Here is a 16,343-nt window from a genome sequence, read left to right as displayed (position 1 = left end):
CGCACCCCGGGGGCGGGCCGCGTCCTAGAGACAGATGGCCATCAGCACTTCGTCGATCCGGTCCTGGCTCAGCCGCTCCTCCACCGCCGCCGAGGCCGCGATGATCAGCTCACCACAGAGCTCGATCTCGGCGAGCGCCACGTGGTCCTGCACCGTCGTACCGCCTGCGGGAGTCACGCGTGTCACCTCTCTCTGCCGCCTTCGCCCGTCGGCGCTCGGCTCCCCAGCCTAGGGATCGCACGCCGTGCCGCGCATGACACGGATGGACCATTTCCGGATAGCGGGTCCATGGCCCGGACGCACCGTCCGGGCCCACCACACCGCCTAGTCGGCGATCTTCCCGGCGTAAATGTCCCCGCTTGCGGGCAATACGACGGTCACCGGAGTCCCGAACCCGTACAGCAGCGTGGTGGACGAGACATCGATCACGCCATTCTTGACGTAGCTGAAGCGGTGCCTGACCTTGCGCAGGCGCCCCTCGTCGTCCAGGTACGCGTCGAACGGCACGCTGTCCTTGCTGAACCCTTTCGCCGCCGCCTCCAGCGCCCCCTTGACCCCCGGCGAGGCGCTCTGCGCGGCCCGCCCGATGTCCGTCGTGCCCCGGTAGTGCCGCACCGAGGTGCCCGCCACCTCGGTCCGCCCCACGTACGTCACCTCCCGCGCCCCGCGCAGCAGCTCGGCGGCGGCCAGCGGATCGGTGGCGCCGCCGGTGACGAGGTTCCCGTCGGAGAGGGCGGCCGTGTCGAGGCGGACCCACTTGTCGTCGGGCACTCCGGCGCCCCGGTTCTTCATGTAGAGCGCGCCGGGGACGAGCAGTTCGGTGATGGGCCGGTGCTCCGGCTTGCCGGTCACATCGGCGGGCAGCATCACCAGCAGCTGCCCCATCCGCTTCCTGAAGTCGACGCCGCCCTCCCCGCGGATGGTGACCACGGTCCCGCCGGTGGCCATCTCCATCGCGGTACGGGCCCGGGCGCTCCCGGTGGCGGTGAGCGCGTCGGCCGCCCCGCGGACGGCCGCGACGGGATCCCCGGGCGGCCGGTCGTCGGCCGCCGCCCCGGTTCCGGTACCGCTCGCAGCCCCGCATCCGCCGAGGGCGGCGACGCTCATCGCGACGCAGACCGCGAGCACCGCCTCGCCCGCGCGCCCGCGCCGCCACCTGTGCTGGTGCACCACCATCGCCGCCAACCCCCAACGCGTGACCGCTGTTTGCCCGAGGCCCCCACCCGCTCCGCTTAACGAGGTCCGGGGTTTCCCGTCACGGCCGGCCGCTCTCCGGGACCCGTCCCCCACCGGACCGGACCGGGTACGGTGGAGTCGTGGATCCGCACACCGAAGCGACCCTGGCCCCTCCGGTTACCGCCGTTCCGCTGCCGCGTCACCTCCTGGAGCCGCCGCAGCCACCGCCCGGACACCACACGAGCACCGCGGAACGCGGCTCCTTCTGTCTGGCCGTCTGCAGCTGCGGCTGGACCGGCCCGGCCCGCCGCTCCCGCGACCTGGCCCGCAAGGACGCCGCCGGCCACGCCACCGGCCCCGCCGCGGGGTAGCCCCCGGACCCCCTGCCCCGCGGCCGGGCGTGTCGCCCGTTCGGACGGCCCGGGTGGCCGGGCGGCACGGGAGCGGCTGCCCTTGAGTCATGCCAGGAACCGCACCCCGCCTCGCGGCCCTCCTCTGGGCCCTGCTGATCGCGTTCACCCCGGCCGCGGCAGCCTGGGCCAGGCCCGTGGGCTCGGCGGACGGCCCCGGCGACGTGGCGCTGGCCATCGGCGTCACCACCGCGGCGGCCGTGGCCACCGGACTGTGGCTGCGCTCCCGCTACCGCCGCGACGACGACGGGGGCCGCTCCGGCCCGGACGGCGGGGACGACCCCCGATGAGGCCCCGACCCCGCCCACGCCCGCGCCCGACGGCGGTCCGGCTCTGCTTCGGCGCGGCCGCGCTGTGCCTCCTGGCCGCCACGCTCCTGGCCCTCTGGCCCCCGGGCTGACCCCGGCCGCACCCCGGGCCGACCCCGGCCTGACCCCGGCCTGACCCGGCCTCCTAGGCCGCGAGGTCGCTCTCCGGCGGCCGCTGCGCCAGCCCGACCGGGCGGGCCACGACCCGCTCCCCGGCCCGTACCAGCCGCCCCGCGCGCGGCGTCCGCGCGAGCGCCCGTACCAGCGGGGCCAGCGCGGCCATGGCGAGCGGCGCCAGGAGCAGCACGACGGCGGTGCCGAGGGCGAAGCCGCCGATGACGTCCGTCGGGTAGTGCACGCCCAGGTACACCCGGCACAGCCCCTCCGCCAGCGCCAGCGCGATCCCGATCAGCCCGAGCCGCCGGTGCGCCAGGAACACCCCGACGCCGAGCGCCATCATCAAGGTGGCGTGGTCGCTGACGAAGGAGTAGCCGGCGCCCGGCCCGCCGCCCAGACCGCCGAGCACCTCCAGCCCCTCGTGCTGGAGGAACGGCCGCGGCCGCGCCACGAACCCGCGCAGCGGCACGTTCACGAGCAGGGCGATGGCGGCGCCGAGCGGCGCCCACACCAGCGCGGCGAAGGATTCGGCGGCCGGGATCTCGTCCTGGCGCCGGGCCCCGCGCCAACACCACAGCATCAGCAGGAACATGGCGAGCGGCAGCCCGTAGCCGCCGAGGAGCGCGACGCCCCGGTCGAACCAGCCCGGGGCGTGCCGGGCAAGGCCGTTGATCTCGTACAGCAGGCCGACATCCACATTCGGCCCACCCGTTGTGAGTCCAGCCATGCGACGCGGCCCCTTGCCTGCCTAGTCCCCTGCGGGCGCACGGCGGTGTGCGCCCCTTCAACTCCCCCCGCCGATCAGCCCCCGTGCTCATGGAACGCCCGTTCTGGCGGCTACGTTCCACTCTCCACCGAATGATCACTCCAACGTTATCCAAGAGTGATTCGTCGTCGCAGCTCAAGGCCTGCGCTTCACGCAGTGTCGCTACGCACCGGGGGTGGCCGCCGCACGCTCCGGAAGGGCCTCCGCGCCGTCCCTGGTCACCCGGGTCGCGCCGAAGTAGTCGGGCGTGTCGATCTTGTCGAAGCGGATGACCGCACCGGTGTACGGAGCGTTGATCATGTAGCCGCCGCCCACGTACATCCCGACGTGCCTGATCTCACGGGAGTTCGTCAGATCGTCGGAGAAGAAGACGAGATCACCGGGCAGCAACTCGGCCCGCGAAGGGTGGGATCCGGCGTTGTACTGATCGTTCGCCACGCGCGGCAGCTCGATCCCCACCGTCTCGTACGCCGCCTTCGTCAGCCCCGAACAGTCGAACCGCCCGTTCTGATCGGCCGTCCCGTTGCCGCCCCACAGGTACGGCGTCCCCAGCTGCTTCTGCGCGAAGTAGATGGCGCCGGCCGCCTGTTGCGAGGGCGCCACCCGCCCGACGGGCGCCTCGAAGCTCTTGGCGAGGGTCGTGATGGCCTTCACGTAGCCCTGGGTCTCGCGGTACGGGGGCACGCCCTGGTTCTGGAGCACCGCGCCGGGGCCCGCGTTGTAGGCCGCCAGCATGTTCGCGACCGGGTCGCCGGGCACCTTGGCCACGTACCGCGCGAGGTCGCAGTCGTACGAAGCCGCCGACGGGATCGCGTCGTTCGGGTCCCAGATGTCGCGGTCGCCGTCACCGTCACCGTCGATGCCGTGGGTGGCCCAGGTGCCCGGGATGAACTGGGCGATGCCCCGCGCGTCGGCCGGACTGGTGACGTTCGGGTCCCAGCCGCTCTCGGAGTAGAGCTGCGCGGCGAGCACGGCCGGCGTCAGGGTCGGGCACAGCACGCCCCACTTCTGCACCAGGGACTGGTACTTCCCCGGCACGGCCCCCTTGACGAGCCCCGCCAAGCGCCCTCCGGCCCCGCTCTGCAGCCCGGCGGCCGCCGAATAGGTGCCGACCACGAGCAGGAGCAGGAAGCACAGGCACGCCCCGAAGCCGACCCCGCCGATCACCCAGAATCTGCGCATCCGTCAACCCTCCCCCATGCACGTCCTTTTATCGGAGCAAACGCCACCCGTGTCGAATCATCCCTACTGTCGGCCCATCCGGTCAGCTCTTCCGACTGATTGCCTTCCGGTACGGACCACACCGGGCCCGCCGACACCCTCAAGGGCCACTCCCGCAACCCCGGCCCCTCCCGTCCGCGCCCGGACGGAAGGGCAGCTCCCGCATCCCCGCGGGCTGCGAGCACCACACCGACTCCACCCCGCCCCAACGGGGTTGGGCTCAGCGCGGCGCCACGAACAGGCTCTGCGCCCCGCGCCCGATCGGACCCTTCTCATCGTGCAGCCGGGCGTCCGCCAGCCCGATGCCGCCCGCGTCCACGCTCGTACGGGACTCCACGCACACCCACTCCCCCACCGGATGCCGGTGCAGGTGCACCGTGAGGTCCCCGTTGACGAAGACGAACCGGCCGAAGTCCATGACCGCGCTGATCCCGTTCCCCGAATCGGCGGCCACCAGCACCCGGTCCAGCGGCCGGACCGCCTCCCCGGCCACCAGCGGCACCCGCATCCGCATCCAGCAGGTCCCCGGCCCCGGCTCCGTGAAGGACCCGTCCGCGAACCGGGCCTCCACCGAGGAGTGGTACCCCTGCTCCCACGGCACCGGGAAGAACGGCGACTCCACCGCCTCCCCCGGAGTCGGCACCACCGCCCCCGGCGCCACCGCAGGCACCGGCTCCCCCGCCACCCGGATCCGCAGCGCCCGCGCCAGCATCACCGGCCCGGACCCGCCCTCGGGCGTCAGGGCCGCCTCCACCAGCTCCGTGCTCCGGCCCGCCCGCAGCACGCTCGTGGTGATCTCCAGCGCGCCGATCGGCACCGGCCGCAGGATCTCGTACGTCACGCGCGCGATCCGCATGTCCTCCCGCGCCCCGGCCCGCTCGTCCACCGCCCGCGCCAGCAGCGCGGCCGGCGGCCCGGCGTGCTGCGCGGCCGCGTCCCACGGACCGCGCGTAGCCTCGCCCGCCACGAACCGCCCCGCGTCGAGCCGTGCGTAGAACCCGTCCTCAGCATCCATGCCGCCGCACGCTACCCACAGGTAACCCCCGGCACCAGCCCCGGCCGGGCGCTCAGCGCGCCAGGCCCAGCCCGACCCCCAGCCCCACCAGCACCGACCCGATCGCCCGGTTCAGCGTCTTCTGCGCCTTCAGCATCCGCTCGCGCAGCCGCACGTCCGAGAAGAACAGCGCCACCGCCCCGAACCACACCAGGTGCGCGGCCGACATGAACAGCCCGTACCCCACCTGCCGCCACGCCGGCGTCCCCGGCTCGACGACCTGCGTGAACGTCGACACCACGAACAGCGTCGTCTTCGGATTCAGCACGTTCGTCAAGAACCCCGACCGCAGCGCCCCCAGCGGACTCAGCGCGGACTTCGACTCCAGGTCCACCGTCAGCCCGTCCCGCGCCCGGAAGGTACGGATGCCGATCCACACCAGGTACGCGGCCCCGGCGAGCTTGATCGCCGTGAACAGAGCGGTGGACGAGGCGATCAGCAGCCCCACCCCGAGCATCGTGTAGCTGACGTGCACCAGCACGCCCGCCGCGACCCCCGCGGCCGCGAACAGCCCGGTGGGCCGCCCGTAGAGGTAGCTGTTCCTGACGACCATGGCGAAGTCCGCACCCGGGCTGATCACCGCGAGCACGGTGATGAGGGCGACGGCGATCAGTTCTGTCATAGGGGCATGCTCACCGCCGGCCCCCAACGGATCAAGCGCCTCCGGTAACGGCTCCGGTAACAATGGAGGGGTGTCCACCCCCCTTCCCGGCCTCCCCGCCCTCCCCGTCCTCCAGGCAGACTGCGCCAACTGCTTCGCGCTCTGCTGCGTCGCCCTGCCCTTCGCCAAGTCCACCGACTTCGCCGTGAACAAAGCCGCCGGCACCCCCTGCACGAACCTCCGCCAGGACTTCCGCTGCGGCATCCACACCCGGCTGCGCGACACGGGCTTCCAGGGCTGCACCGTCTTCGACTGCTTCGGGGCGGGACAACAGGTCTCCCAGGTCACCTTCGGCGGCCGCGACTGGCGCGCGCACCCCGAAACCCGGACCGCGATGTTCGAGGCCTTCCCCGTGATGCGCCGGCTGCACGAACTGCTCGCCTACCTCGCCGAGGCCCTCACCCTCCCCGCCGCCGCCCCGCTCCACCCGGCCCTGCGCACGGCACTGACCCGCACCGAGGCCCTGACCCGGGCCGACGCCGACACCCTCACCACCCTCGACACCGACGCCCTGCGCCAGGACGTCAACCCCCTGCTCCTCCAGGCCAGCGAACTCGTACGCGCCAAGGCCCCGGGCCGCCGCAAGAACCACCGCGGCGCCGACCTGATGGGCGCCCGCCTCAAGGGAGCCGACCTGCGCGGAGCCAACCTGCGCGGCGCCTACCTGATCGCCGCCGACCTCAGCGGCGCCGACCTGCGCACCGCCGACCTGATCGGCGCCGACCTGCGCGACACCAACCTGCGCGGCGCCGACCTCCGCGAGGCCCTCTTCCTCACCCAGCCCCAGCTGGGCGCCGCCCAGGGCGACGCCACCACCCGCATCCCCCCGGCCCTGGCCCACCCCGCCCACTGGCACTGACCGGCCGCGCGGGCACGGCGGGGGCGGCGCCCCACCCCCGCCGTGCCCTCGTGCGCCCCCCACGCCCCCGCCCCGGCCACGGTGAGCGACACGACCGGGGAGCGGGGGGTCCGCCCGGAACCCGTCAGCCCCCTCAGTAGGGCTTGACCACGGCCGTCCACCCCGAGGTGCACACCAGCGCCGTCGTGCACGAGTTCTCGTACACGTCCCCACCGGTGGTCAGCACCTTCACGTACACCCGCCCGCCGCCCACCCGCACGGACACCCCGCACGCGCTCCGCGGGAACCCCGGCGTCCGGGCCTTCGTCAGGTCCTGCCAGTAGTAGGCGGCCGTCGGCGTGGCCCGCGCCCCCACGTACGCCTTCCCGCGGCTCAGCACGGCACTGAACTCCGAGGTCCCCGCCCCGGAAACGGTGTCGATGTCCGCGCACGGGCCGGCCGGACCCGCCGGCCCCCGCTCCCCCTTCGGCCCCCGGGCACCACGCGGCCCCGTACACCCGCCCCCGGCCCGGGCGACCTGCTCCTTCCCGCACCCGTACGCGTACCCCGCCCCGGGCTCGGCGGCCACCGCCGCCCCCGGCCCGACCAGGGAACCCAGCACCAGCGGCACGGCCAGCCCCAGGGCCAGCCACCCGCGCCGACCCGCCTTCGTCACGGAACCCATCCGGCTCCTCCTCACACATCACACGTCGTCACAGCCAGCGAACGACGCCCACACTCCACCCAACCCACCGCAAACATAGAAAGACTGACGGAATGTCGGACAAATATCAGCGGGACGGCCCAACGACACGCCTCCCGCTGCGCCGAACGGCCGCCCCGCACCCGGCCCCGCGCCCACCGGGCGGACAATCATTGCCCGGGGTCACCCACCGTGATACACAGAGTGACCAGGTCAGGGCGCGCGAGAGGGGCGCACGCCGCGATATCGGGTAAAGAGAGCCGCCAAGTCGACGACGGCGGCAGTTTCATCAGCGAAGATAGTGCGTGACCCCTGCCGTCGGGCACGGGCTACCGGAACTACCCATACAGGGGCGGTGAGTTACATGATCCTGGCAGCCGAAAAGGGCGACATCACCACCATCATCGGCGGAATCGCCCCCAACTGGGGGCCGTTCGGCAGTCTCGGCAACGAAGCGAAGGTCATGATCGAGGTGGTCATGGCCGTGGCGATCCTCCTCTGCCTCGGCATCGCCATCTGGGGCGCGGCCAAGCAGCGCATCGGCGCGACCGCCCTGCGCGACACCTTCAGCGCGGAACAGGGCAAGGGCCTGATCGTGGCCGGCCTCACCGGAGTCTTCATCATCGGCTCCCTCGGCACCCTCTTCACGATCGTCTACGGAATGGCCGTCTAGCCGAACCACCCGGCCCGGCCGCACCCTGATGACGAATCACCACACCGCGCCTGAGCGGAAACGAGCGCTACCGTCGAACGACGCGGAGGGGGCGGAGACGCAATGAGCAACGACGACCATTACGGCGGCGGCGGAGAAGTGGGCGGCACGGGCCAGACCCGCACCCGCCTCCCCGACTCCCCCTCCGACCCCCACGGCCCCCGCCGCGGCCCCCGGCCCACCCGGAGCCTGATCACGGTGGTCGGCGTCGTGGTCCTCCTCGTCGCCGCCATCGCGTTCGCGAACCGCTCCACCGACACCCCGGACACCACCACCGCCGACAAGGCCCCCGACACCACCTCCACGGCCGCCACGGGCACCCCCCCGGTCACGACGAAGTCAGCCGGCATCCCCAAGGGCTTCGCCCACGACGACCAGGGCGCCCAATCGGCAGCCGCCAACTACGCGGTAGCCCTGGGCTCGGACGGCATGCTCAAGAAGGACATCCGGCACGCCCTGGTGGACGGCGTCTACACACCGGATGCGGCGGCCCAGCGCAAGGGCACCCAGGACGCGGCGTACTCACCGGCGTTCCTCGCCGCCCTGGGGCTCGACCCGAGCGGAAACGCCCCACCGGGCAGTACGTTCATCACCCGCGCCGTCCCCGTGGGCACCCGCATCGTGAGCTACAGCCCCACCACGGCGAAGGTCGCGGTCTGGTACACCGGCCTGGTCGGAATGTCCGGCGCCAAGTCCACCACCCCCGTCCGCACCACCTGGAAGACGTGGACCTTCGAGCTGTCCTGGGCCGGAGACGACTGGAAGGTCACCTCCGACACCCAGCAGGACGGTCCCGCCCCGGTGCCGGGTGACGTCGCCGCCTCTTCGTCCGACGACATCAGCAAGGCCGTCCAGGAGTTCGGAGGGTTCACCTATGCCCGGTAGCCGCCACCTCCGCACCGCCGGAGTACTGGCCGCCGTACAGACGACCCTGGTGCTGCTCTCGGCACGGGCGTTCGCCGCACCCTCCCCGACCCCCACGCCGTCGGGCTCCCCGTCCAAGGACGGCCGTTGTGAAGGGGTGATCGGCCCGCTCAAGGAGGACTGCGAGCGCCAGGTCGGAGGAACCCCCGGCACGGGAGCCGGCACCGGCCTGTCGCCGAACAGCCCCACCGACGCGCTCAACCCCCTCTCCTCCCTGGCCAAGGGCTGCGCCGACGCCGCCGCCTGGATCGTCGGCAAACTCAGCGAAGCGATCAAAGGCACGGCCAACGTCGACTTCACCAACCCCGCCTTCCTCCAGCAGTACGCCGTCGTCTTCGCCGCCTCCACCATCCTCACCCTCGTCCTCTGGCTCCTCGCCGTCGCCAAGCGAGCCATCCGCGGCGTCCCCCTCACCACCGCCATCTCCGAAGCCATCGGCTTCCTCTGGCTCACCGTCCTGGCCTCCGCCTTCACCCCCCTGATCCTCTACACCGTCGTCTCCGCCACCGACGGCGTCACCGAGGTCATCGCCTCCGCCACCGGCGGCCAGACCGACGTCTTCTTCGGCTCCTTCTCCGAAGCCCTGAAGAAGGGCGAGGACATCGGCGGCGGCCCGATCATGCTGATCGTCGTCGCCCTCGTCACCGTCCTCGCCGCCGGAGTGCTCTGGCTGGAGCTCGTCATCCGCGCCGCCCTCCTCTACGTCGGCGCCCTCCTCGGCACCGTCGTCTACTCCGGACTCGTCGACCGCAACATGTGGGGCCACGTCCGCCGCTGGGCCGGCATCATGATCGCCGTCATCCTCGTGAAGCCGGTCATCGTCATCGTCCTCGGCCTCGCCGGAGCCCTCGCCGGAGAAAAGGGCCCCAACGCCTTCTCCGCCGTCGTCTCCGGCCTCGCCATCATCCTCCTGGCGATCTTCGCCTCCGCGATGATCTACCGCTTCGTCCCCGGCTTCGGCGACGAGATCGCCTCCGCCCGCAGCAACCGCTCCAAGGCCACCGACGGCGCCCAGGCAGCCGCCGTCATCAGCTCCCCGGCCTCCCTCGTCTCCCAGGGCATCAAGACCCACAGCAGCCGAGGCGGCGCAGGCGGCGCAGGCGGCGCAGGCGGCGGCGCCCACCGCGCCGGCGGCGACGCCAACCAGATCTCCGGAGGCATGGCCGCCCACAGCAGCCGAGGCCCCGGCGGCGGATCCGGCAGCGGCACCATCCCCACCGCCGCACCCCCGCCCCGCACCGGCTCGAGTACGAGGAACACAGGCACCAGCGGAAACACAGGAGGTGACGGGCGTTGACGACCCAGTCCCACCAGCTCCACCCGATCGCGCCCCGCCGCACGTATCTCATCGGCCGGGCCCGGCCGAACGCGATCGTCGGCAAGAACCGCGAAACCGGCGAGATCGCCCTGATCATCGTCGGCGCGTTCTTCGGCATGATGAGCGGACTGCTCGTCCCCGACCTCACCCTGCGCATCGTGAGCCTCGCCGGCTTCCCCATGCTCGCCCTGGCCGCCGTGTACGTCCCCTACAAGGGCCGCACCTTCTACCGCTGGTTCGAAATCAGCCGCAGCTACAAGCGCACCCTCCGCCGCGGCACCACCTACCGCTCCACCGCCGCCGAAGCCGGCACCCGCGCCTTTGACGGCCGCGAGGTCGAAGTCGGCCCGCCCCCCGGCATCGGCCGCATCAACTGGCTCGCCGCCCCCTTCGGCCCCGACGAGATCGCCGTCCTCCTGCACGCCGACCGCCGCACCGTCACCGCCGCCATCGAAATCGAAGGCCCCGGCGTCGGGCTGCGCGACAGCGAGGACCAAGAAGCCCTCGTCGACCGCTTCGGCACCCTCCTCAAGCACGTGGCCAACGGCGACGGCTTCGTCACCCGCCTGCAAATGCTCGCCCGCACCCTCCCCGCCGACCCCGACGCCCACGCCAAGGACGTCGCCCAGCGCGGAGACACCCACGCCCCCGCCTGGCTGCGCGACTCCTACGACCAGCTCCAGTCGATGGTCTCCACCTCCTCCGAGCAACACCGCGCCTACCTCGTCGCCTGCATGCACTTCACCCGCGACCTGGCCGCCGAAGCCGTCACCATCGCCCGCGCCGCCACCCCCCACAAGGGCCGCAAACTCGACCGCGACGCCGGCCTCGCCATCGTCATGGCCCGCGAACTCACCGACATCTGCGCCCGCCTCGCCGAAGCCGACATCCGCGTCCGCCAGCCGCTCGGCCAAAGCCGCCTCTCCTCCCTCGTGCACTCCATGTACGACCCCGACCACCCCATCGACCACATCCAGGCCATGACCAAGCGCAACGCCTGGCCCGCCGAACTGGACGCCGTCGAACCCACCTACCTCCAGGCCAAAACCCGCGAATCCTCCACCCGCGCCCCCTGGTGCCACGCCACCGCCTGGGTCAAGGAATGGCCCATGACCCCGGTCGGCGTGAACTTCCTCGCGCCCCTCCTCGTCCACACCCCCGACGTCATCCGCACCGTCGCCGTCACCATGGACCTGGAACCCACCGAGGTCGCCATCGAGCGCATGCTCACGGAGAAGACGAACGACGAGGCCGACGCCTCCCGCGCCGCCAAGATGAACCGCACCGTCGACCCCCGCGACATCGCCGCCCACGGCCGGCTCGACCAGAGGGGTGAAGATCTGGCCAGCGGCGCTGCCGGAGTCAACCTCGTCGGGTACATCACGGTGTCCTCGCGTTCACCCGAAGCCCTCGCCCGCGACAAGCGCACCATCCGCGCCTCCGCCGGCAAGTCCTACCTGAAGCTCGAATGGTGCGACCGCGAGCACCACCGCGCCTTCGTCAACACCTTGCCGTTCGCCACCGGCATCCGACGCTAGCTGGAGGGAATGGCCGCCATGCGAGATCCCATGTCCGCGCTGACGGACGCCTTCACCAGCTTCCTCTTCGGCAAGGTCGAAACCACCCGCCTGCCCGTACGCACCTCCACCGGGCAGGCCCAGGCCGTCTACCTGCCCACCGCCGCCCCCGGCCTCGGCGACTCGGGCGTCATCATCGGCCGCGAGGTCTACAGCGGCAAGGGCTACATCTACGACCCCTTCCAGCTCTACGGCCAGCAACTCCCCGCCCCCCACTGGCTGGTCCTCGGCGAATCCGGCAACGGCAAGTCCGCCCTGGAGAAGACCTACGTCCTGCGCCAGCTCCGCTTCCGCGACCGCCAGGTCGTCGTCCTCGACGCCCAGGGCGAGGACGGCGTCGGCGAGTGGAACCTCATCGCCCAGCAGCTGGGAATAACCCCCATCCGCCTGGATCCCATCGCCGCCAACGACGACGGGATCCGCCTCAACCCCCTCGACCCGGCGATCACGACGACCGGACAGCTCGCGCTGCTCCGCACCATCATCGAAGTCGCCATGGGCCACGGCCTCGACGAACGCTCCGGCTTCGCCCTCAAGGTCGCGCACGCCTACGTCGTCGACGCCATCACCACCCGCCAGCCGGTCCTCACCGACATCGTGGAACAGCTGCGCCACCCCGAACCCGAATCCGCCCTCGCGATGAACGTCGACATAGACGACGTCCGGGCCTGGGGCCTCGACGTCGCCCTCGTCCTCGACCGCCTCGTCGACGGCGACCTCCGCGGCATGTTCGACGGCCCCACCACCGTCGGCATCGACCTCGACGCCCCGCTGATCGTCTTCGACCTCTCCCACATCGACCGCAACTCCATCGCCATGCCCATCCTCATGGCGATCGTCGGCGTGTGGCTGGAACACACCTGGATCCGCCCCGACCGCAAGAAGCGGATCTTCCTCGTCGAAGAGGCCTGGCACATCATCAACAGCCCCTTCGTGGCCCAGCTGTTCCAGCGCCTCCTCAAGTTCGGCCGCCGCCTCGGCCTGTCCTTCGTCGCCGTCGTCCACCACCTCTCCGACGTCGTCGACGGCGCGGCCGCCCGCGAAGCCGCGGCCATCCTCAAGATGGCCTCCACCCGCACGATCTACGCCCAGAAGGCCGACGAGGCCCGCGCCACCGGCCGCGTCCTCGGCCTGCCCCGCTGGGCCGTCGAGATCATCCCCACCCTCACCCCCGGCATCGCCGTCTGGGACGTCAACGGAAACGTCCAGGTCGTCAAACACCTGATCACCGAATCCGAACGCCCCCTCGTCTACACCGACCGCGCGATGACGGAATCCTCCGCCCCCCAGCTCCCCGACGAACTGCTCGCCGCCGAACTCGAAGCGGAGGAACGCGCCCTGTACATCGAGCGCCAGCGGGGCGGCGGCCCCGGTTCAGCGACCACGGTGGCCTGACCATGCCCGACGCCAGACGTACGGACCCCCCGGCGCGGGCCGGCGGCATCCCGGACGGAGTCCTCGTCGGCCTGCTGGCCTTCCTCCTCGGCCTCGCCGTCCTGGTCTGGTCGGCCACCGGCCTCGCCGCCCTCTTCACCAAGGGCGCCTGGCCCGCCTCGGTCACCTTCACCAACACCCCGCGAGCGGTACGCGCCCTGATAACGCAACCGCACGACATCGCCGCCGCCTGGCCGGACACCGACCCCACCGCCCTCTCCGGCTGGGGGCTGTTCTGGGGCCTGTTCATCAGCCAGCTCCTGGTCCTGCTGGTCGTCACGATCTTCACCCTCGGCGTGGTCGCCCGTACGAAGGCCCGCCGCGCCTTCCCCCACACCCGTCAGCCGGAGCCGGCCCGCTCCGAAGCACCCCCGGCCCCACCGCACCCCCACCCCGCCCACGCCCCCACGGCCGCGGCCCCCCAGCCCCGCCCCCCGGCCGCACGGGGCCTGGCACCGGTCCCCGCCCCCGCGGTCCACACCGGCCCCGCCCCCGTCGACGAGGCCTACCGCTACGGCTTCGGCTACGCCCCGCAAGCCCCGGCCCCCGCCCCCACGGCCGCCCCGACCCCACCCCAGCCGGCGGCCGCCCTCCACACCACCGCCACCACGGCCACCACCGCCGCCACCCCGCGCCTGGCCTACGGCACCCCCGCGGAACGCCACCACCTCGCCGCCCAGAGCATCGCCTCCGCCGAGGGCGCCGTCCTCGTCGTCACCTCGTCCCCCGCACTCTGGTCGGACACCAAGGACGCCCGGGCGAAACTCGGCCCGGTCCTCCTCTACGACCCCTCCCACCTGTGCGACACCCCGGCCCGCATGCACTGGAACCCCGCCGAGGGCTGCGCCGACCGCGACACCGCCGCCGCCCGCGCGATCGCCCTGCTGGCCCCCGTACGCCCCCAGGCCCGTCTCGACGCGGCCGTCGCCGACACCGCCGAGACGCTCCTGCGCAGCTGGCTCCAGGCCGCCGCCCTCGACGACCGCCCCTTCAAACAGCTGCACCGCTGGGCCCAGGGCAACTCCGCCCAGGACCCCGTACGCATCCTGCGCACCCACCTCCAGGCCGCCCCGGGCGCCGCCGGAGAGCTGGAGAGCGCCCTCATCTCCCACCCCGAACGCCGCGAACAGGCCCAGCACCTGACGGCCCGCGCACTCTCCTGCCTGACCTCGATCCACATCCGCGAGGCCTGCACCCCGAACCGAACCGACGCCCTCACCCTCGCATCGTTCCTGACGGAAGGGGGCAGCCTCTACGTGGTGGGCGAACCCCTCGAAGACCCCCGGACCCACCCGGGTGCGATGCCCCTCCTGACCGCACTCGCCTCCAGCGTGGTCGAGCACGGCCGCCGCATGGCCGTACGGTCATCCGCCGGTCGGCTCGACCCACCACTGACCCTGGTCCTGGAGGACGTGGCCGCCGTCGCCCCGCTCCCCCAGCTCCCGGAGCTCCTCGAAGACCGGACGCTCCCCCTCCTCGCCCTCTGCCGCAGCCGCGAACAAGCCCGCGCCCACTGGCCCCAGGCCCCCCTCGACTAGGCCACCGGCCGGACGAACACGTACTCCCGCTCCTCGCCGCCGTCCTCCAGCGGCACCACGCGCCCGCTCGCCACGAACCCGAACCGCCGGTAGAAGGCCGCCGCCCGCGCGTTCTCCCCGTGCACGAAGAGGCGTACGCGTTCCGGCGCCGGCCCCTCCAGCGACCAGGCCCACTCCAGCGCGGCCGCGAACAGCGCCTCGGCCAGACCGCCCCCGCGCCGTTCCTCCCGTACGAACACCCCGACCAGGTGCCCCTGGGTCCGCTCGACGGGCTCCCCGAAGAAGTCCGTGGTCCCCGGCTCCTCGACGATCACGGTCACCGAGCCGTCCCACACCCCGTCGGGACCCTCCGCGACGAACTGCCGGGCTCCCCGCCCCTCGGCCGCGCCCGCGGCCCGGTCCTGCCAGAAGCCGTCCGGCCGCGCCTGGGCGGCGTCGAGGGTCTCCAGGAAGGCCACCGGCGCCGCCGGGTCCCGCAGCGCGTCGAGCCGCAGGCGCTTGACCTGCTCCCATTCCTCGGCCCGTACGGGCCGCACCACATGCTGATCCATAAATCCGGATCCTAGCCAGAGCCATCGGTGCACACTGCACCCATGCTGCTTCCGAACACCGCCCCCCACACCTCGGCCCTCGCGCACGTCACCGCCCTGTCCAGCGGCCCCCCGCTGGACCCGGAGCTGCCCCTCACCCTCAACTTCCACCCGGACCGTACGGCCGGAGACCGTCCGATCCTCGAAGCCCTGGCCGTGGACGGGACGTACCGCTCGCAGTTCGTCACGGGAACGAGCAACGGGGGTCTCACCGCGCACCCGGGCGGCGCCCGCTGGCACTGGGAGAGCCGCATCTTCGGCGGTGCCTACGACGAGGCCCCCGCCGAGGCCCGCCCGGTGTACGGCGCCCTCAACTTCCGCCGCAACCCGGCCGGCGCGGCCACCCGTTTCGGCTCGGCCCACTTCCGACTCCGCCCGGAGGCCCTCCCGAGGACCACGTTCTGCTACCCGGACAGCTACCTGGAGCCGGAGTCCTTCGGTGTCGCCTCCCGCATGTCCCTGATCGCCCTGGCCGAGGCCGACAACCAGGACGCCCTGGACGACTACATCGAAGCCCAGGTCCACGGCCCGATCCGGCTGGACCGCGATGTCGCCGCGCTCGTACTGGACCCCAGCTACCGGGACACCGAGGTCGAGGCAGCCGCGGCCGCCCTCCCCTGCCCCACCGAATGGCATCCGGGCTTCCACCTCCCGGTCACCGAACTCCGCCGCCACCCCGCCTACCGCGGCCAGGAGTTCGTCGACCTGGGCTGTTCCCTCGCCGTGGACGGCGTCCTGACCCCGCACATCCTCGGCGAAGCCGCCCGCACCGGCCGGCACGACGATCAGGCCCTCAAGCGCGTCTGGCACTACCTGGCCCGATTCGGAGCCCGCCGGCCCCGATAGGAAAAGGCCCGTAAACGCAGAAAAGCCCCGCACCAGTTACCTGGTGCGGGGCTTCCCCACAATGATTGTTCGGCGGCGTCCTACTCTCCCACAGGGTCCCCCCTGCAGTACCATCGGCGCTGAAAGGCTTAGCTTCCGGGTTCGGAATGT

At 72.5% G+C, this 16,343-nt stretch carries 18 protein-coding genes and 1 rRNA gene; 10 read left to right on the top strand and 9 right to left on the bottom strand.

Translation table 11 applies throughout. The features are described from left to right. Positions 1–24: 24 nt before the first annotated feature. Both ACFYYT_RS26345 and ACFYYT_RS26340 read right to left on the bottom strand, forming a co-directional pair. A complete protein-coding gene (locus ACFYYT_RS26345) occupies positions 25–177 on the bottom strand; it encodes a hypothetical protein (RefSeq protein WP_266576516.1) in 153 nt (50 codons plus the stop codon). 147 nt (positions 178–324) lie between these two features. Beyond that, positions 325–1,176, bottom strand: coding sequence for a hypothetical protein (locus ACFYYT_RS26340; protein ID WP_351826670.1), 852 nt, complete (start codon positions 1,174–1,176; stop codon positions 325–327). 140 nt (positions 1,177–1,316) lie between these two features. Here ACFYYT_RS26340 and ACFYYT_RS26335 point away from each other — a divergent pair, with 140 nt between their 5' ends. Both ACFYYT_RS26335 and ACFYYT_RS26330 read left to right on the top strand, forming a co-directional pair. Next, positions 1,317–1,547 carry a hypothetical protein gene (locus ACFYYT_RS26335; RefSeq protein ID WP_388609444.1) on the top strand — a complete coding sequence of 77 codons (231 nt, stop codon included), beginning with the start codon at positions 1,317–1,319 and terminating at the stop codon, positions 1,545–1,547. Between the two features lie 89 nt (positions 1,548–1,636). Then, a complete protein-coding gene (locus tag ACFYYT_RS26330) occupies positions 1,637–1,876 on the top strand; it encodes a hypothetical protein (RefSeq protein WP_351826671.1) in 240 nt (79 codons plus the stop codon). Between the two features lie 163 nt (positions 1,877–2,039). Here the strand turns inward: ACFYYT_RS26330 and ACFYYT_RS26325 are convergent, their stop codons facing one another. The 4 genes from ACFYYT_RS26325 to ACFYYT_RS26310 form a co-directional block, all read right to left on the bottom strand. Further along, on the bottom strand, positions 2,040–2,738 hold the full coding sequence (locus tag ACFYYT_RS26325; RefSeq protein WP_351826672.1) for a phosphatase PAP2 family protein: 699 nt from the start codon (positions 2,736–2,738) through the stop codon (positions 2,040–2,042). Positions 2,739–2,939: 201 nt separating this feature from the next. Then, positions 2,940–3,959 carry a bifunctional lytic transglycosylase/C40 family peptidase gene (locus ACFYYT_RS26320; protein ID WP_351826673.1) on the bottom strand — a complete coding sequence of 340 codons (1,020 nt, stop codon included), beginning with the start codon at positions 3,957–3,959 and terminating at the stop codon, positions 2,940–2,942. Between the two features lie 259 nt (positions 3,960–4,218). After that, positions 4,219–5,013 (bottom strand): thioesterase family protein, encoded by a 795-nt coding sequence (locus tag ACFYYT_RS26315; RefSeq protein WP_351826674.1) that lies wholly within the window; start codon positions 5,011–5,013, stop codon positions 4,219–4,221. A gap of 52 nt (positions 5,014–5,065) precedes the next feature. Then, complete coding sequence (locus tag ACFYYT_RS26310; protein WP_351826675.1) at positions 5,066–5,674, bottom strand: LysE family transporter; 609 nt, start codon at positions 5,672–5,674, stop codon at positions 5,066–5,068. 70 nt (positions 5,675–5,744) lie between these two features. Between ACFYYT_RS26310 and ACFYYT_RS26305 the strand changes: the two genes are divergently transcribed. Continuing rightward, entirely contained in the window at positions 5,745–6,572 is an 828-nt protein-coding gene (locus ACFYYT_RS26305) for a pentapeptide repeat-containing protein (RefSeq protein WP_351826676.1), read from the top strand. A gap of 133 nt (positions 6,573–6,705) precedes the next feature. Here ACFYYT_RS26305 and ACFYYT_RS26300 read toward each other — a convergent pair whose 3' ends face one another. Next, positions 6,706–7,236: a hypothetical protein gene (locus ACFYYT_RS26300; RefSeq protein ID WP_351826677.1), complete on the bottom strand. Its 531-nt coding sequence runs from the start codon at positions 7,234–7,236 to the stop codon at positions 6,706–6,708. A 382-nt stretch (positions 7,237–7,618) separates the two neighbouring features. On the opposite strand from ACFYYT_RS26300, the gene ACFYYT_RS26295 reads away from it, so the two are divergent. From ACFYYT_RS26295 to ACFYYT_RS26270, 6 genes are all read left to right on the top strand, one after another. Further along, a complete protein-coding gene (locus ACFYYT_RS26295; RefSeq protein WP_008742356.1) occupies positions 7,619–7,927 on the top strand; it encodes a hypothetical protein in 309 nt (102 codons plus the stop codon). 102 nt (positions 7,928–8,029) lie between these two features. Beyond that, positions 8,030–8,851, top strand: coding sequence for a hypothetical protein (locus ACFYYT_RS26290; protein WP_351826678.1), 822 nt, complete (start codon positions 8,030–8,032; stop codon positions 8,849–8,851). After that, positions 8,841–10,187 (top strand): hypothetical protein, encoded by a 1,347-nt coding sequence (locus ACFYYT_RS26285; RefSeq protein ID WP_351826679.1) that lies wholly within the window; start codon positions 8,841–8,843, stop codon positions 10,185–10,187. The genes ACFYYT_RS26290 and ACFYYT_RS26285 overlap by 11 nt, the downstream gene beginning before the upstream one ends. After that, on the top strand, positions 10,184–11,746 hold the full coding sequence (locus ACFYYT_RS26280) for an SCO6880 family protein (protein ID WP_351826680.1): 1,563 nt from the start codon (positions 10,184–10,186) through the stop codon (positions 11,744–11,746). The genes ACFYYT_RS26285 and ACFYYT_RS26280 overlap by 4 nt, the downstream gene beginning before the upstream one ends. Before the next feature lie 18 nt (positions 11,747–11,764). Continuing rightward, positions 11,765–13,180 (top strand): ATP-binding protein, encoded by a 1,416-nt coding sequence (locus ACFYYT_RS26275; protein ID WP_351826681.1) that lies wholly within the window; start codon positions 11,765–11,767, stop codon positions 13,178–13,180. 2 nt (positions 13,181–13,182) lie between these two features. After that, positions 13,183–14,757, top strand: a complete 1,575-nt coding sequence (locus ACFYYT_RS26270; RefSeq protein ID WP_351826682.1) for a type VI secretion protein — start codon at positions 13,183–13,185, stop codon at positions 14,755–14,757. On the opposite strand, the gene ACFYYT_RS26265 is transcribed toward ACFYYT_RS26270, so the two are convergent. Beyond that, positions 14,754–15,308, bottom strand: a complete 555-nt coding sequence (locus tag ACFYYT_RS26265; RefSeq protein ID WP_351826683.1) for a GNAT family N-acetyltransferase — start codon at positions 15,306–15,308, stop codon at positions 14,754–14,756. The two genes, ACFYYT_RS26270 and ACFYYT_RS26265, sit on opposite strands and share 4 nt — an antisense overlap. 42 nt (positions 15,309–15,350) lie before the next feature. Here ACFYYT_RS26265 and ACFYYT_RS26260 point away from each other — a divergent pair, with 42 nt between their 5' ends. Continuing rightward, positions 15,351–16,193 (top strand): DUF3626 domain-containing protein, encoded by an 843-nt coding sequence (locus ACFYYT_RS26260; protein ID WP_351826684.1) that lies wholly within the window; start codon positions 15,351–15,353, stop codon positions 16,191–16,193. Between the two features lie 67 nt (positions 16,194–16,260). On the opposite strand, the gene rrf is transcribed toward ACFYYT_RS26260, so the two are convergent. Next, positions 16,261–16,343, bottom strand: a 5S ribosomal RNA gene (gene rrf / locus ACFYYT_RS26255); the annotation flags it as partial.

This window comes from Streptomyces sp. NPDC002032 (assembly GCF_042890765.1).
GTDB lineage: Bacteria > Actinomycetota > Actinomycetes > Streptomycetales > Streptomycetaceae > Streptomyces.
This window is presented reverse-complemented; position numbering and strand designations above follow the sequence as displayed.

What these genes read in the sequence shown, in the direction of transcription:
- ACFYYT_RS26315 (WP_351826674.1), bottom strand. Translation starts at nt 5,013, where the DNA reads ATGGATGCTGAGGACGGGTTCTACGCACGGCTCGACGCGGGGCGGTTC.
- ACFYYT_RS26325 (WP_351826672.1), bottom strand. Translation starts at nt 2,738, where the DNA reads ATGGCTGGACTCACAACGGGTGGGCCGAATGTGGATGTCGGCCTGCTG.
- ACFYYT_RS26300 (WP_351826677.1), bottom strand. Translation starts at nt 7,236, where the DNA reads ATGGGTTCCGTGACGAAGGCGGGTCGGCGCGGGTGGCTGGCCCTGGGG.
- ACFYYT_RS26265 (WP_351826683.1), bottom strand. Translation starts at nt 15,308, where the DNA reads ATGGATCAGCATGTGGTGCGGCCCGTACGGGCCGAGGAATGGGAGCAG.
- ACFYYT_RS26290 (WP_351826678.1), top strand. Translation starts at nt 8,030, where the DNA reads ATGAGCAACGACGACCATTACGGCGGCGGCGGAGAAGTGGGCGGCACG.
- ACFYYT_RS26285 (WP_351826679.1), top strand. Translation starts at nt 8,841, where the DNA reads ATGCCCGGTAGCCGCCACCTCCGCACCGCCGGAGTACTGGCCGCCGTA.
- ACFYYT_RS26320 (WP_351826673.1), bottom strand. Translation starts at nt 3,959, where the DNA reads ATGCGCAGATTCTGGGTGATCGGCGGGGTCGGCTTCGGGGCGTGCCTG.
- ACFYYT_RS26295 (WP_008742356.1), top strand. Translation starts at nt 7,619, where the DNA reads ATGATCCTGGCAGCCGAAAAGGGCGACATCACCACCATCATCGGCGGA.
- ACFYYT_RS26310 (WP_351826675.1), bottom strand. Translation starts at nt 5,674, where the DNA reads ATGACAGAACTGATCGCCGTCGCCCTCATCACCGTGCTCGCGGTGATC.
- ACFYYT_RS26330 (WP_351826671.1), top strand. Translation starts at nt 1,637, where the DNA reads ATGCCAGGAACCGCACCCCGCCTCGCGGCCCTCCTCTGGGCCCTGCTG.
- ACFYYT_RS26275 (WP_351826681.1), top strand. Translation starts at nt 11,765, where the DNA reads ATGCGAGATCCCATGTCCGCGCTGACGGACGCCTTCACCAGCTTCCTC.
- ACFYYT_RS26260 (WP_351826684.1), top strand. Translation starts at nt 15,351, where the DNA reads ATGCTGCTTCCGAACACCGCCCCCCACACCTCGGCCCTCGCGCACGTC.
- ACFYYT_RS26270 (WP_351826682.1), top strand. Translation starts at nt 13,183, where the DNA reads ATGCCCGACGCCAGACGTACGGACCCCCCGGCGCGGGCCGGCGGCATC.
- ACFYYT_RS26340 (WP_351826670.1), bottom strand. Translation starts at nt 1,176, where the DNA reads ATGGTGGTGCACCAGCACAGGTGGCGGCGCGGGCGCGCGGGCGAGGCG.